A 13,885-nucleotide genomic window follows, 5' to 3' on the forward strand; every position below is an offset into this window, starting at 1 on the left:
TGCACTGTACCTGCTCCCGCACACTTGCCCCTAGTCGACAGCGCCCTCGCCCCTGTTCCGCAAGTCCGCAGCGTCGGATAGCACCCGTGCCAGGGCGTTGGCCAGCAGCTCGCCGGTGACCGGCTTGCGCAGGAAACCATTGCAGCCAGCCGCCATCGCCTGCGGCTCGGCATCGGCGTCGGCCCGTGCAGTGACCGCCACGATCGGGAAGTGCACCCCGCGTGCGCGCAATTGCGCCACCAGTGCAGCACCGTCGAGGCCGGGCAGATCCAGATCGCACAAGCCCGCGTCGAAGCTGCGTGTGCTCACCTCGGCCAGGGCGGCCAACCCGTGCAGGACATGGGTGACCTGGTGCCCGCGTGTCTGCAGCAAGCCCACGATCACCTGCGCCACGGTCGGGTCGTCTTCGATCAGCAGCAACTGCAGCGGCGCCTGATCCCGGGCAGCGGCCGCAGGTGCCGGAGTGGCTACCGCCGCAGGCAACGTCGCAACCCAACGCAACGGCAACTCCACCACGAAGCACGCGCCCTGCCCCAATTCGCTGTCGACCCTCACCACCCCGCCCATCGCCGCAGCAAGCTCGCGGCAGATCGCCAGGCCCAGCCCACTGCCGCCATGCCGGGCCAGGGTCAGTGCGCCTTCGGCCTGTTCGAAGCGCTGGAACAGGCGCCCACGTTGCTCGGCGCTCATGCCGGGACCGGTGTCGCGCACCTCCAACCGAATGCCTTGTGCGGGGCTCTGCGGCAACGCCGACACGCGCAATTGCACGCTGCCGCGTTCGGTGAACTTGACCGCATTGAACAGCAGATTGAGCAAAATCTGCTGCACCCGGCTGGCATCGCCATACAGTGCCGGCGGTAGCGCGTCGTCCAGTTCGCATTCGAAGGCCAGCTGCTTCTGCTCGGCACTGGGACGGACCAGTTCGACCGCCTGCCCGATCAGCAGGCGCAGATCGAAATCGCGATTGTCCAGCGGCAGCTTGCCGGCTTCGATCCGCGCCAGATCCAGCGCATCGTTGACCAAGCGCAGCAAGTGCTTGCCGGCCGACTGGATCGCGCCGGCATAGCCTTGCTGGCGCGCATCCAGCGGTGTCTGCAGCAGCAACTCGCTCATCCCCAGCACACCGGTCATCGGCGTGCGCACCTCGTGCCCCAAGGTCGCCAGAAAGCGCGTCTTGGCCAACGACGCCTGCTCGGCGAGCTCGCGCTTGTGCTGGGCCAGCTGCCACTGCGCCCGCATGCGCACGCGATGGCGGTAGGCCGCGGCGAGCAGTGCACTCAGCAGCAGACCGAGCATGCAGGTCAACGCAATACCGAGGTCGCTACGCCACCAGGGTGGCAGCACCGAAAACCGCAACGATTGCACCTGCGATGCATTGCCGAGCGGATCGACACCCTGCATTTCAAGCACATAATCGTCCGGCGGCAACGAGGAGAATTCGCGCATGCCCGCAGCGCCATGCTCCACCCAATCGGTGTCGAAGCCTTTCAATCGCGTGCGGTAGCGGTTGGCCATCGGGTCGATGAAAGACAGCAGGCGCATATTGACGCGCAACTGGCGATCGCTCGGCACCAGCGCAAAGCCACCGCCGATCGGCAATGCGCGACGTCGGTCGCCCTGCTGGACGCTCACCGCTTCCAACCGCATCTGCGGGGTAAACGAGGGAACATCCGGCGCATTGGTGTCGATCATCAAGGTGAATCCATCGGCGGTCCCGCCCACCAGCACACCGTTGTTGGACATCAGCAGACAGCTGCGACTGAACTCCTGGCTGGTCAACCCGTCGCGCGCACTGAAACTGCGGATCTTGGCAGGCGTTGTCCGCGGGTCGATGCGCCACAGGCCACGTGCGCCGGACATCCACACACGACCAAGCGCGTCCAGCTCGAAGCCGTAGGCATCCATGGCGGGAAATCCTTCGGCAGCGCGAATGCGGCTTACCCGTTTCCAGACGCCATTACGTTGCGCCCAGTGCTCGATGCTACCGGGGCGGTAAAGCCAGATGCGATTGCGATCCTTGACCACAAAGCGCTGGATGAAGTCGACATCCAGCCCCGGCACCAGCATGAATCGATGCGTTTCGGCATGCCAGGCATACACGCCACCGGTAGCGCTGATCCACACGCGCCCATCCGGCCCCATGTTGATCTGGTAGTACGGCAATTCCTTCAGGCCATGCAGATCGTTCGAGGAGATCGTCTCCAGAACGCGCCCACTGACGAGGTCGCGTCGCTGGATCACTTGCTCGAACGCTGCCCACACGGTGCCATCGCCAGGCTCCCCGATCCAGAGCGCCGCCTCGGCGGGTCCATCCCCGATGAAATGCGTCAGCTCACCGGTCGCCAGATCCAGGCGCGACAGTGCATGCTGATTGTTACCGAGCCAGAGCTGCCCGCGACGGTCTTCCAGCGCAGAGGTGACTTCCATCTCGCGCAGATCCGGATGCTGGACTCCGGTCTGCACCAAGGCGCCTGACGAGGTGTCGTAGCGCAACAACCTGCCACTGCCATCGAACTGCCACAGGCCACCAGAGCGATTGGCCGGCGCAAGACTGCAGGAGATGCCTTTGCCCTGATCGTTCACCTGCTTGAAGGCTGCGGTCCGACGCCAGTCTTCGCGCAGGTAGGCGAGCCCACGGCCATGCAGGGGCACCCAGATCCCTCCGTGCGGACTTCGCCAGATCGTGGTGACATGCCGATTGGAAACCAATGGTTGGTCACCGTTGTTGACCGGCGCCGGTGGATGACCGGCACGGGTGTGCCATAGCCCCTGCTCGGTGCCGAGCCAGAATTCGCCATCTCCGGCGTCGGCCACCGTCCAGACCCGATTTCCTGTCGCAAACATCGAGGCCCACGCGGGTGTATGCCACCCCCCGGAGGAATCCATGTAGCGCAACCCGGTATCCGAGGAGGTCCATAGCCGTTGCCCTACCCACTGCAGCGCATTGATACCGCTGGCGTCGCCATCCGGTCGCACGCGATGCAGGGCCAGCCCGTCGTAGTACGCCAAACCGCCGAGCGTCCCGATCCACATGCGCTCCCGGTCGTCCAGGGCCAGGGCGTAGACCGGATTGGGGTCTAGCGGATCTTCCATCCTGGACAGATCCAGTGAGCTGAAATTCCCCTTGGCGTCCAGGCGCAAGACATTGCCGGTCGACATGCCGAGCCAGATCTCATCGCCCCGGCCGGCAATGGCATAGATATCTCCCGACCCCAGCGCGGGAACGTCGTCGGGCAGATATGCGGTGAATTTGCTGCGATCGGCGCTCAGCATCGCCAGCCCGGCGCCCGCCACTGCCAGCCAGATGCGATCCTGGTCGTCGATATACATCGCCTGCAAGGCATTGCTGCGCAGCGAGTAGCGATCGGTCGGGTCGTTACGCCATACCTTGAACTCGGCACCGTCATACCGAACCAGGCCATCGGTGGTGGTCATCCACAGATAGCCCGCACGATCCTGTGCGATTGCGGTAATCATGGTCGAGGGCAGCCCTTCGGCCGCGCCCACGATGCGAAAGCGCGGGATGGCGGGCACCTCGGCCAGGGCCGGCACTGCCATCAGCGCAACCAGCAACCCCAGTAACAGACCACGCATGCGGGAATCCTTTCCACGTCCAGCCGGCATGCTCGCAATGGATCGTTGCAAGCGCAAGCCGCGCGCGCGGCACCGGGATGTGTCTAGAATCCGCCCATGACGCCCTTCGCCCGCCTGCTGCTGCTTCCCGCCCTGGCACTGACCAGCCTGGCCGCCTCCGCCGCACCGGTGCGCTATGCGCTGGATCCGGTGCACACCCGCGTGCTGTTCGCGATCGAACATGCCGGCTTTTCCAAGGCCCTGGGCACCGTGTCGGGCAGTAGCGGCACGCTGGTGTTCGACCCGGACGACTGGGCGTCCGCACGACTGGACGTGACGGTGCCGCTGCACCGCGCCGACCTGGGCGATGCCAAGTGGAACCAGGCCACCCTGGCACGCAACCTACTCGACGCCGAGCGTTTTCCCGACGCGCATTTCGTCTCCACGCGCGTGGAGGCCAGCGGCGAGAACCACGCCAAGGTCACCGGCAACCTGACCCTGCACGGCGTCACCCGCCCGGTGACCCTGGACGTCACCCTGAACGCGCTAAAGCGCCACCCGCTGCCGCCGTTTCGTCGCACTGCCGGGTTCTCGGCCACCGCCACGCTGAGCCGGGCGGAGTTCGGGATCGATGCATGGAAATCGATGATCGGCGACACCGTGGAACTGCGCATCGAAGCCGAAGCCGTGCGCGAAGGCCGTACCGACGACGACACAGCGCCGCCGCAAGCCGAACCCACTACCCCTGACGCAGCTGCCAGCCCGGAATCGCGAACATGACCCTGAAAAACATCGAGCGCTGGGGCGGTGTCAGCCAGGCCCTGCATTGGCTGATCGCCTTGCTGATTCTGGTGCTGGGCATCGTTGGCCTGACCATGGGCGAACTGCCCAAGACACCGAAATACTTCTGGGTCTACACCGCGCACAAATCGGTGGGGCTGACCGTGCTGGCGCTGGTGATCGCGCGGCTGGGTTGGCGCCTGTACGCCGGCGCGCCGCCACCGGTGGCCGGCACGCCGCGCTGGCAGGAGCGCATTGCCGGGCTGACCCACTGGCTGCTGTACGCCATGATCTTCGCCATGCCGCTGTCGGGCTGGTTGTACGACTCCAGCAGCGGCCTGCGCCCGTTCCGCTGGTTCGGCCTGTTCGCAGTGCCCAAGCTCAGTGGCCCGGACGAGCAGCTACGTGCCACCTCCCACGCCATCCACGAGTGGGGCTTCTGGTTGTTGATCGCCGTGGTGCTGGCACATGCCGGCGCGGCGCTGTATCACCACATTTTCCAGCGTGATGCCACATTGGCGCGGATGTTGCCGCGCGGTTGGCTGTCCTCCAAACCCTAAGGATTCCCCATGTCGTCCAAGTTGTTCGCCTCTCCCCTGCTGGTCGCCGCGTCGCTGGTCGCCACCTTCGCCACCGCGCCGGTGCTGGCCGCCGACTACGTCCAGGCCCCCGGCTCGACGCTGGTGTTTGCCAGCAAGTACGACGGCGAAGTGTTCACCGGCAAGTTCCCCGGCTTCGATACCACGCTGAGTTTCGATCCGGCCAATCTGGCCGCAGCCAAGCTCGATGTGCGCATTCCGCTGGCCAGCGCGATCAGCGGCAACAACGATCGCGATTCGACCTTGCAAGGTCCGGACTTTTTCAACGTCGCCAAGTTTGCCACCGCACGCTATCGCGCCGACAAATTCCGTGCGCTCGGCGGCAATCAATACGCGGCCGACGGCACCCTGGAACTGCGCGGCGTCAGCAAGCCGGTCACGCTGACCTTCACCTGGACGCCGGGCGCGCAGCCCGTCTTGGCAGGCAAGGCGGTGGTAAAGCGGCTTGACTTCGGCGTGGGCGGCGGCGACTGGGCCGACACCAAGACCATCCCCAACGAAACCGCGATCAGCACCAAGGTCGTGTTGAAGGCGAAGTAAGGCCATAGGCCGCAACCGGACGCGGCCACTGAGCGGCGGACTACCTCGTCGGGTCCGCCGCTTTTTTATGCCTGGTGATTGAATGACACCGCGCGACAGCTAGACTCGGCACTCGCCCAAAGGACGCCGACGATGCGCACACACGGCACGTTGACCCGCTGGAATGCCGATCGTGGCTTTGGCTTCATCACGCCTGCCCAGCCAGGCGATGACCTGTTCGTGCATGTTTCCGCGTTCCCACGCGGCCTCGAGGCGCCGCGCATCGGCGAAGTGATCTCCTTCGAAACCGAGCATGGTCCGGATGGTCGTCCGCGCGCGGTGCGCGTCGTGCGTGCCGGTACGCACGCGCCCAGGCATGACGCCCCCGCGCGACGCAACACGGCACGCACGACGCCGGCAAAAGGACAACTCGGGCTTGGCAAGGTCTTGCTCATGATGCTGGTGCTCGGTGGCGGGGCGTTCGCCTACCAGCAGCGCGATTACCTGATCGATGCGTTTACTCCGGCACCGGCACCTGAGCAGACGTCGCCGCAGGAGCGGCACGTAGTGGCCGCTCCTGCATCTGCTCCCACCTCTCAATATCGCTGTGGCGGGCGCACGCATTGCTCACAGATGACCTCCTGCGAAGATGCCACGTACGTGTTGCAGCATTGCCCAAATACGGCAATGGACGGTGATCACGATGGAGTGCCCTGCGAGCAGCAGTGGTGCCGTTAAATCAATGCGGCCGACACCTTGAACGGGCGGCCGACAAGAATAATTTGTTAGCCGCACCTTGTTGGATGTGGTCAAAAGCACAGGTCAAACGTTTAGTGAGTCGAGAGCGCGATGCCCTCACCGCACCAGACAGTTTGCTGGCTGCTTTACCGAAAACCCTGCACACCGACCATTTTGACTGGTCCTTTCCCGCACACCGTCGCGGGACCTTACGCGGCATGGATGCCACGTAAGAGCTTACAGGGACGTGCTTGCAGCGTGTCCCGTGATGGTGGGCGGGCAAGGACCCTGCAGCAAACTCGCGGCGTCGCGGGCGCGGTGCCCTCACCGCTCGCGGGACACGCCGTGAATCCGTCCGTGGAGGCTCGGTGGCGGCATCCATGCCGCCAACGGTCCCGCAATCGGCGAGGACACCGCACCAGACAGATTGCTGGCCGCTTTACTGAAAATCCTGCACACCGACCATCTCGACAGGCCCTTGCCCGCCCACCGTCGCGGGACCTTACGCGGCATGGATGCCGCGTAAGAGCCTCCATGGACGGATTCACGGCGTGTCCCGCGATGGTGGGCGGGCAAGGGCCCTGCAGCCAAGTGACAGATCGGCCGCCCTGCAGCGTCGGCCCAGATCATCCACTTCGCACCAGACCGGCGCGAAGTCGTTTTCGGCCACCCTGAATCCAAATCTGGCGGGTACCTGGTGCGCACACGCTGCATCATCGCGTGCCGGCATTCAACCACTCGCGCAAACGCCGGCTGTCGAACGGCCAGTCCAACTCGCGCCCATCCGCATCGCGCAGCACTGGCACGCGCTCCCCGTAAGCGGCTTCAAGCGCCGCATCGTCGTCGATGAAGACGCTACTGAACTCGCCCGCGCGCGCCTGCGCCAGCACCTCCACCGCCTGGTCGCACAGGTGGCACTCGTCGCGCTGATAAAGAGTCAAGGCCATTGGAAGGTCCCATGCTGCGCTGCAGCCATGCTGCAATCGCCGACCGACTAGAATAGCCGCCTTTACGCTCACCTCTCCGGCAAGCATGGCTGTCAGCACGTTCGACCTGTTCAAGATCGGCATCGGTCCGAGTTCCTCCCACACCGTGGGGCCGATGCGCGCCGCAGAACGCTTCGTGCATCGCTGGCTGCTCGATGCCGGTCGCCTGCAGGACGTGGTGCGCATCCGCGCCGAAGTCTTTGGCTCGCTGGCCCTGACCGGCCGCGGCCATGGCACCGACAAGGCCGTGCTGCTCGGACTGGAAGGCCACCGCCCCAACCTGATCGACCCGGACATCATCCCCGCCACGCTGGAGCGCATCCGCTCCAGCAAGCGCATCGCCCTGATGGGGCAGCACGAAATCGGCTTCGACGAGAAGCGCGACCTGCCGATGAACAAGCGACAGAAGCTGCCGTACCACACCAACGGCATGCGCTTCACCGCGTACGCCGCCGACGACAGCGTGATTGCCACGCGCGATTACTACTCGGTGGGCGGCGGTTTTGTGGTTAACCAGGACGATGCCGCCGACGACCGCATCGTGGCCGACGAGACACCGCTGCCCTACCCGTTCCTCAGCGGCGACGAACTGCTCGCGCAATGCGCGCGCAGCGGCCTGAGCATCGCCGCGCTGATGTTCGAAAACGAAAAGAGCTGGCGCAGCGAAGACGAGATCCGCAGCGGCCTGCGCGAACTGTGGGCAGCCATGCAGTCCTGCGTGGAGCGCGGTATCCGCCAGGAAGGCACCTTGCCGGGTGGCCTGAACGTGTCGCGGCGCGCACCGGCGCTGTACCGCGAACTGTCGTCCAAACCGGAAGCGGCCATGCGCGACCCGCTGACCACGCTGGACTGGGTCAATCTCTACGCGCTCGCCGTCAACGAAGAGAACGCGGCCGGTGGCCGCGTGGTCACCGCCCCCACCAACGGCGCGGCCGGCATCATCCCGGCGGTGCTGCATTACTTCGACCGCTTCTGCCCCGGCGCATCCGAACAGCGCATCTTCGATTTCCTGCTCACCGCTGCGGCCATCGGCATTCTCTACAAGGAGAACGCCTCCATTTCCGGTGCCGAAGTCGGCTGCCAGGGCGAAGTGGGCGTGGCCTGCTCGATGGCCGCCGGCGGTCTGGTCGCCGCGCTGGGCGGCAATCCGGGGCAAATCGAGAACGCTGCGGAAATCGGCATGGAACACAACCTTGGCCTGACCTGCGATCCGATCGGCGGGCTGGTGCAAATCCCATGCATCGAACGCAATGCGATGGGTGCAGTGAAAGCCATCAACGCCAGCCGCATGGCCATGCGCGGCGACGGCAAGCACAAGGTCTCGCTGGACAAGGTCATCAAGACCATGCGCGACACCGGCCGCGACATGCAGGACAAATACAAGGAAACCAGCCGCGGCGGCCTGGCGGTGAACGTCATCGAGTGCTGAGTCTGCCGGTGGCATGATGCGATCAGAACGCATCGCACCACGCCAGGTTGATCCAGCAATTGGTGCCACGGCTGCAGCGCCTAACCGGCCTGCGCCTGCGGCAGAAAACAAGCCCGCATCGCCATGCCATTCCGCAGAAGCCCCCCCCTTCTCCCGCCTGCGGGAGAAGGTGCCCGAAGGGCGGATGAGGGCAAGTCAGCCCACCACACCCCCTAGCCGTCGCACCGCCCGGATCCACGCCTCCACCACGGTGCGTCATGTAGCCTTTCGGCACGGACCCCGGATGGAGAACACGATGCGACATCTCGCCTGTGCACTCGCACTGACCCTGGCCTGCGGCCCGCTGATGGCCCAACAGGCCAGCTACGGCCCGCGTCTTGAAGGCTTTGATTACCCCTACCCGGTCAAGACGTACGCGTTCACCTCGCAGCAGCAGCCGCTGGAAATGGCGTACCTGGATGTCGCACCCACCGGCAAGCCGAACGGACGCACCGCCGTGCTGCTGCATGGCAAGAATTTCTGCGCGGCCACCTGGGAATCCAGCATCGCGGCCCTGAGCAAGGCCGGCTACCGCGTGATCGCGCCGGACCAGGTGGGCTTCTGCAAATCCGGCAAACCGGCTGCCTATCAGTTCTCGTTCGCGCAGCTGGCCAACAATACCCACGCATTGCTGAAATCACTGGGGATCAACCGCGCAGTGGTCGTCGGCCACTCGATGGGCGGCATGCTCGCGATCCGCTACGCACTGATGTACCCGCAAGCCACCGAACACCTCGCCCTGGTCGACCCGATTGGACTGGAAGACTGGAAGGCCGAAGGTATTCCATGGCGCAGCGTGGATGCCTGGTACGACAACGAGCTCAAGAGCAGTTTCGAGCGCATCAAAAAATATCAGATGGACGTGTACTACGCCGGTCAATGGAAGCCCGAATTCGAACGCTGGGCGCGCATGCAGGCCGGCATGTCGCTGGGCAACGGCAAGCAGGCGGTCGCCTGGAATCAGGCGCTGACTTACGACATGGTGTTCAACCAACCGGTCGTGTATGAGCTGCCCAAGCTGACGGTACCGACCACGCTGTTCATCGGCCTCAAGGACCGCACCGCGATCGGCAAGGACACCGCACCGCCGCAGGTCAAGGCGCGCGTCGGCGACTACACCAAGCTGGGCAAGCAGGCAGCTGCGGCCATTCCGAAGGCGACCCTGATCGAATTTGCCGACCTGGGGCACTCGCCGCAGGTACAGGACCCCGCGCGTTTCAATGCCGCACTGCTGAAGGCCATCGCGCAGTAATTGCAACAGCGCACGGCAATCGGCTGCCGTGCGTTACTTCCCCTGCCAACGCAGCAGCCCGGGCACTGCCGGTTGCGGCCATCACGCAGCGTTTGAAGACGACCACGGCAGGCAAAGCACAGGCCGCAGCCATCATGGGCAACTCACCGTGACGCGAGCGAGCACGTTGCCCCGCGGAGAACGCACCCACCCCTGCCAGGCGATGAAGCGCAGACAGTGCGCAGACAGCTTCCCGGTCCGACCGCCACCAATCATGACGACCGCACCAATCAGCGCTAAGCCCGCGGCAGAACCAACGCTTCTGCCGCGCAACGCAAACATCAACCCGCCACGATCCGCAGCACATCGTCCAGCAACGCGGCTGCCGTGACCTCCGCACCTGCACCCGGGCCCTGGATCAACAACGGCTGCTCGCGGTAACGGTCGCTGCTGATCGCGACACGGTTGTCGGTTCCGGCGCCGCCAGCCAAGGGATGCTCCAGCGCCAGCTCGCGCAGTCCCACGCTTGCGCCATGCGCGTCCACCCGGCCTACAAAACGCAGACACCGCCCCGCTGCGCGTGCCTGCTGCCAGCGCGCGCTTACGACCGCATCCAGTTCGCCCAGGCGTGCATCCAGTTGGCCGATCGGCACGCTGGTGAGCCCGGCAGGCACCAGCGACTCCACGTGTACCTGTTCGGCCTCCAGTTGCCATCCGGCCGCACGCGCCAGGATCAGCAGCTTGCGCCGCACATCCTCGCCGGACAGGTCGATCCGCGGATCCGGCTCGGTGTAACCCGACGCCACCGCTTCGCGCACGCAGTGCGAAAACGCGCCGCTGCCGTCATAGCGATGAAACAGCCAGGCCAACGATCCCGACAGCACACCCTCGATCGAATGGATATGGTCGCCGCCTGCCACCAAGGCGCGAACGCTGCTCAGCACCGGCAACCCGGCGCCGACGGTGGCGCTGTCGCCATAATGCGCGCCAGTGGCATGGCGGGCGGCAAGCAGCGCCTGCGCACGCGACAACGCCGTGCCCTGGCCCAGCTTGTTGGCGGTCACCACATGCACGCCGCGGCCCAACCACTCCACGTGCCAATCGGCCACCACATCGCTGGCCGTGGCATCCACCAGCACATCGCCAGCACGCAACGCGACGGTTTCGGCCCACGGCTGCAGCACGGCCTGCCCACGCGGCGCGGCGTTGGCCTGCAGCAATGCCTGCTCCGCGCTCACGCCGCAATCCTGGGCGATCCGCGAATTGGCCAACCAGTCGAAGCGCGGCAACTGCAACTGACGCTCCTGCAGCGCGGTGTAGCGCGCCACGAACGCACGCCCTACCGTCCCGGTGCCCAGCAAGGCCAGCCGTGGTGTCGGCGTCACTGCTGCCACCGAAGCCCGGCGCGAAACAGGCAGCACAGTGCTCACGCGTCGACCTGCTTGCGATTGGTGGCGGTCAGGGTCGCTTCGGCACGCGCCAGACCGGCGCGCAGGTCGATCAGCAAGTCTTCGGCCGATTCGATCCCGATCGACAACCGCAGCAGCCCGTCGGAAATCCCGGCCGCCGCACGTGCTTCGGCGGTCATTGCCGCATGCGTCATCGAGGCCGGATGCGCGATCAGGCTTTCCACGCCACCCAGCGACTCGGCCAGGGTGAAGTAGCGCAACCCATCGACGAAGGCGCGTACCGCCGCTTCGCCACCGTTCAACTCGAAACTCATCATCGCGCCGAAGCCCTTCTGCTGACGCGCCGCCAGGGCATGGCCCGGATGCGTCGCCAGGCCGGGGAAATACACCTGATTGACTGCCGCGTGCCCGTCCAGCAGCGCAGCGATCGCGTCGGCATTTTCTTGGTGCACGCGCAGGCGCGCATCCAGCGTGCGCAGGCCGCGCAAGGTCAGGAAGGCATCGAACGGCGAGCCGGTCAGGCCCAGCGCATTGGCCCACCACACCAGTTGCTGATGCAGCTCGGCATCGCGCGCCACCACCGCACCGCCCACCACATCGCTATGGCCGTTGATGTACTTGGTAGTGGAATGCAGCACCAGATCCGCACCGAATTCCAGTGGCTTCTGCAGTGCCGGCGACAGGAAGGTGTTGTCCACCACGGTCAACGCACCCACCTTCTTCGCCGCTTCGATGACAAAGCGCAGATCGGTGATGCGCAGTAGCGGGTTGGATGGGGTTTCGATCAGCACCAGCTTGGGCGACTGCGCCAATGCATCGGCCAGCGAACGCGGGTCGGTAAGGTCGGCGGTGATCAGCGCGAAGTGGCCCTTCTTGGCCAGCGCATTGAACAGGCGCCAGCTGCCGCCGTACGCATCGTGCGGCACCACCAGCGTATCACCGGGCTGCAGCACGGCGTTGAGCACCAGGTTGATCGCGCCCATGCCGGTGGAGGTGATGACGCCGCCGGCGCCGCCTTCCAGTTCGGCCAGGGCCTCGCCGAGCAGATCACGGGTGGGATTGCCGCTGCGGGTGTAGTCGTATTGACGCTTGTTGCCGAACCCGTCGAAGGAGAAGTTCGACGACAGCACGATCGGCGGGGTCACCGCGCCGTAGGCGGTATCGCGGTCGATGCCTGCGCGCACGGCGGCAGTGGCGGCGGTACAGGGGGCGTCGGCGGGGTCACGATAGCTCATGCGATTTCTCCGGTAATGCGAAGGGCAGTAGTGAGGATCGCGTCGATGCGATCGATTTCTTTCAGGAAGGCGTCGTGGCCGTACGGCGAACGCAGCACACGCAGGCTGCCGCGCGGGCCCAAGCCTTCGACCAGGCTGACCATGTCGGCCAGCGGCACCAGGCGATCGCCCTCCACCGCCACCACGACGGTGGGCACGCTGACCTGCGCCGGGTCGATGCGATGCAGGTCGATGGATTCGGACAGGCGCAAGTACGCGGTGACCGGCGTGCGGGCCACGTATTGCGCGCCGGCGGCATCCAGATAGTCTTCGGCTGCAACGCGCACGCGGCCATTGATCACTTCCGGCGGCGCATCGAAGCGCTCGCTGAATTCTTCCGGCGTGCGATAGCTGAGCATGGCGAATTGCCGCGCCAGCGCCAGCCCGTGATTTTCCGCGCACTGCAGCTGGCCCAGCGCCACCGCACGGCGCTGCAATGCGCGCCACGCGGCGGCATACGGATGCGCGCGATGCGCCCCGCTCACCGCAATCAAGGTGCCGACCCGGCCGGCATGACGGGTGGCGAATTGCAGCCCGACCAGCGCGCCATACGAGTAGCCGACAAAGCCGTGCAGCCGCGCGATTCCCAGCGCGTCGAGCAGCGCGGCGATGGCATCTGCCTGGTCGGCGGTGTCGATCGGCGCATCCAGCGTGCCGTCGGCGCCTAGGAAGTCGAAGGCCAACAGACGACGCGATGACGGGTCCAACGCGCGGCCCGCACCGACCAGGCCATCCACCCAGCCCTTCTCGGGGAACACAGCACTGGCCGCCAGGTGCCGATGGGCCGAGATGCCGCCGGCGACGAACACCACCGGCGCATTGGCAGCGCCGATCAATTCGTAGCGCAGGCGCACCTCGCGCATGCCGGCATGGCGCATCGGCAACGACACGGCGATGTCGCCGCGCAACGCGATCACGCCGTCGATGTCGGCGGCGGGAGTGTCTAGGTCATCAGTGGTCGTTGGCGATGCTGTAGTCACGAGGCTCATGGCGATATCCGGGGTGGATCGGCCATCGAGCTTCGCGGGAGCTCGCGTTCGACGTGCGCAAGGCACGATTCGAACCATCTTTCGGCGGACGCGAAGGTCCCCGCAGGATTTGGCACCAAACGCGGGCGCTTGCGCGCTCCGCTGGCTGCCCCGGCATCAAAGGGCCTGTCCCTCCGCCGGTCTCGATGGTGAGGCTAAGATGCCACCGCACTTTTGCGATGTCAATCGCTTCATGCGGATGGAGAGATATATTTTCATCCGATACCACCGGACACTGTGATGCACCGCATACTTGCGGCTCCGTTCGCTCAAGCCAATC

11 protein-coding genes and 1 riboswitch are annotated in these 13,885 nt (G+C 65.5%); of the genes, 6 read left to right on the plus strand and 5 right to left on the minus strand.

All coding sequences use genetic code 11. From position 1 onward, the window contains the following. Nucleotides 1-30 precede the first annotated feature (30 nt). The gene (locus FHY18_RS04960; protein WP_259151945.1) at nt 31-3,594 is read right to left on the minus strand and encodes a hybrid sensor histidine kinase/response regulator; all 3,564 of its coding nucleotides are present in this window, start codon (nt 3,592-3,594) and stop codon (nt 31-33) included. 96 nt (nt 3,595-3,690) lie between these two features. Here FHY18_RS04960 and FHY18_RS04965 point away from each other — a divergent pair, with 96 nt between their 5' ends. The 4 genes from FHY18_RS04965 (at nt 3,691) to FHY18_RS04980 (ending at nt 6,209) form a co-directional block, all read left to right on the plus strand. Continuing rightward, complete coding sequence (locus FHY18_RS04965) at nt 3,691-4,353, plus strand: YceI family protein (protein ID WP_259151947.1); 663 nt, start codon at nt 3,691-3,693, stop codon at nt 4,351-4,353. Further along, a complete protein-coding gene (locus FHY18_RS04970) occupies nt 4,350-4,913 on the plus strand; it encodes a cytochrome b (RefSeq protein WP_259151948.1) in 564 nt (187 codons plus the stop codon). The genes FHY18_RS04965 and FHY18_RS04970 overlap by 4 nt, the downstream gene beginning before the upstream one ends. A 9-nt stretch (nt 4,914-4,922) precedes the next feature. Beyond that, nucleotides 4,923-5,492 (plus strand): YceI family protein, encoded by a 570-nt coding sequence (locus FHY18_RS04975; protein WP_259151949.1) that lies wholly within the window; start codon nt 4,923-4,925, stop codon nt 5,490-5,492. A 132-nt stretch (nt 5,493-5,624) separates the two neighbouring features. Further along, nucleotides 5,625-6,209 carry a cold shock domain-containing protein gene (locus FHY18_RS04980; protein WP_259151950.1) on the plus strand — a complete coding sequence of 195 codons (585 nt, stop codon included), beginning with the start codon at nt 5,625-5,627 and terminating at the stop codon, nt 6,207-6,209. A gap of 713 nt (nt 6,210-6,922) precedes the next feature. Here FHY18_RS04980 and FHY18_RS04985 read toward each other — a convergent pair. After that, nucleotides 6,923-7,156, minus strand: coding sequence for a glutaredoxin family protein (locus FHY18_RS04985; protein WP_259151951.1), 234 nt, complete (start codon nt 7,154-7,156; stop codon nt 6,923-6,925). Between the two features lie 85 nt (nt 7,157-7,241). On the opposite strand from FHY18_RS04985, the gene FHY18_RS04990 reads away from it, so the two are divergent. Continuing rightward, nucleotides 7,242-8,624, plus strand: coding sequence for an L-serine ammonia-lyase (locus FHY18_RS04990; RefSeq protein WP_259151952.1), 1,383 nt, complete (start codon nt 7,242-7,244; stop codon nt 8,622-8,624). 295 nt (nt 8,625-8,919) lie between these two features. Next, nucleotides 8,920-9,915: an alpha/beta hydrolase gene (locus FHY18_RS04995; RefSeq protein WP_259151953.1), complete on the plus strand. Its 996-nt coding sequence runs from the start codon at nt 8,920-8,922 to the stop codon at nt 9,913-9,915. Between the two features lie 320 nt (nt 9,916-10,235). Here the strand turns inward: FHY18_RS04995 and FHY18_RS05000 are convergent, their stop codons facing one another. Genes FHY18_RS05000 through FHY18_RS05010 form a run of 3 tightly spaced genes read right to left on the minus strand, consistent with a single transcriptional unit; the run spans nt 10,236 to nt 13,566 of the window. Then, nucleotides 10,236-11,324, minus strand: a complete 1,089-nt coding sequence (locus tag FHY18_RS05000) for a homoserine dehydrogenase (protein WP_259151954.1) — start codon at nt 11,322-11,324, stop codon at nt 10,236-10,238. Then, nucleotides 11,321-12,538, minus strand: a complete 1,218-nt coding sequence (locus FHY18_RS05005) for an O-succinylhomoserine (thiol)-lyase (RefSeq protein ID WP_046964866.1) — start codon at nt 12,536-12,538, stop codon at nt 11,321-11,323. Before FHY18_RS05005 ends, FHY18_RS05000 begins: the two co-directional genes overlap by 4 nt. Beyond that, nucleotides 12,535-13,566 carry a homoserine O-succinyltransferase gene (locus tag FHY18_RS05010; RefSeq protein WP_259151955.1) on the minus strand — a complete coding sequence of 344 codons (1,032 nt, stop codon included), beginning with the start codon at nt 13,564-13,566 and terminating at the stop codon, nt 12,535-12,537. Before FHY18_RS05010 ends, FHY18_RS05005 begins: the two co-directional genes overlap by 4 nt. Nucleotides 13,567-13,637: 71 nt before the next feature. Next, nucleotides 13,638-13,758, minus strand: a riboswitch (SAM riboswitch). Nucleotides 13,759-13,885: the final 127 nt, after the last annotated feature.

This window comes from Xanthomonas sp. 3793, assembly GCF_024806835.1.
GTDB classification, from domain to species: domain Bacteria; phylum Pseudomonadota; class Gammaproteobacteria; order Xanthomonadales; family Xanthomonadaceae; genus Xanthomonas; species Xanthomonas arboricola_F.

Excerpts from the sequence above, each read along its gene's own strand:
- FHY18_RS04960 (WP_259151945.1), bottom strand. The coding sequence starts at position 3,594 with ATGCGTGGTCTGTTACTGGGGTTGCTGGTTGCGCTGATGGCAGTGCCG.
- FHY18_RS04965 (WP_259151947.1), top strand. The coding sequence starts at position 3,691 with ATGACGCCCTTCGCCCGCCTGCTGCTGCTTCCCGCCCTGGCACTGACC.
- FHY18_RS04970 (WP_259151948.1), top strand. The coding sequence starts at position 4,350 with ATGACCCTGAAAAACATCGAGCGCTGGGGCGGTGTCAGCCAGGCCCTG.
- FHY18_RS04975 (WP_259151949.1), top strand. The coding sequence starts at position 4,923 with ATGTCGTCCAAGTTGTTCGCCTCTCCCCTGCTGGTCGCCGCGTCGCTG.
- FHY18_RS04980 (WP_259151950.1), top strand. The coding sequence starts at position 5,625 with ATGCGCACACACGGCACGTTGACCCGCTGGAATGCCGATCGTGGCTTT.
- FHY18_RS04985 (WP_259151951.1), bottom strand. The coding sequence starts at position 7,156 with ATGGCCTTGACTCTTTATCAGCGCGACGAGTGCCACCTGTGCGACCAG.
- FHY18_RS04990 (WP_259151952.1), top strand. The coding sequence starts at position 7,242 with ATGGCTGTCAGCACGTTCGACCTGTTCAAGATCGGCATCGGTCCGAGT.
- FHY18_RS04995 (WP_259151953.1), top strand. The coding sequence starts at position 8,920 with ATGCGACATCTCGCCTGTGCACTCGCACTGACCCTGGCCTGCGGCCCG.
- FHY18_RS05005 (WP_046964866.1), bottom strand. The coding sequence starts at position 12,538 with ATGAGCTATCGTGACCCCGCCGACGCCCCCTGTACCGCCGCCACTGCC.
- FHY18_RS05010 (WP_259151955.1), bottom strand. The coding sequence starts at position 13,566 with ATGAGCCTCGTGACTACAGCATCGCCAACGACCACTGATGACCTAGAC.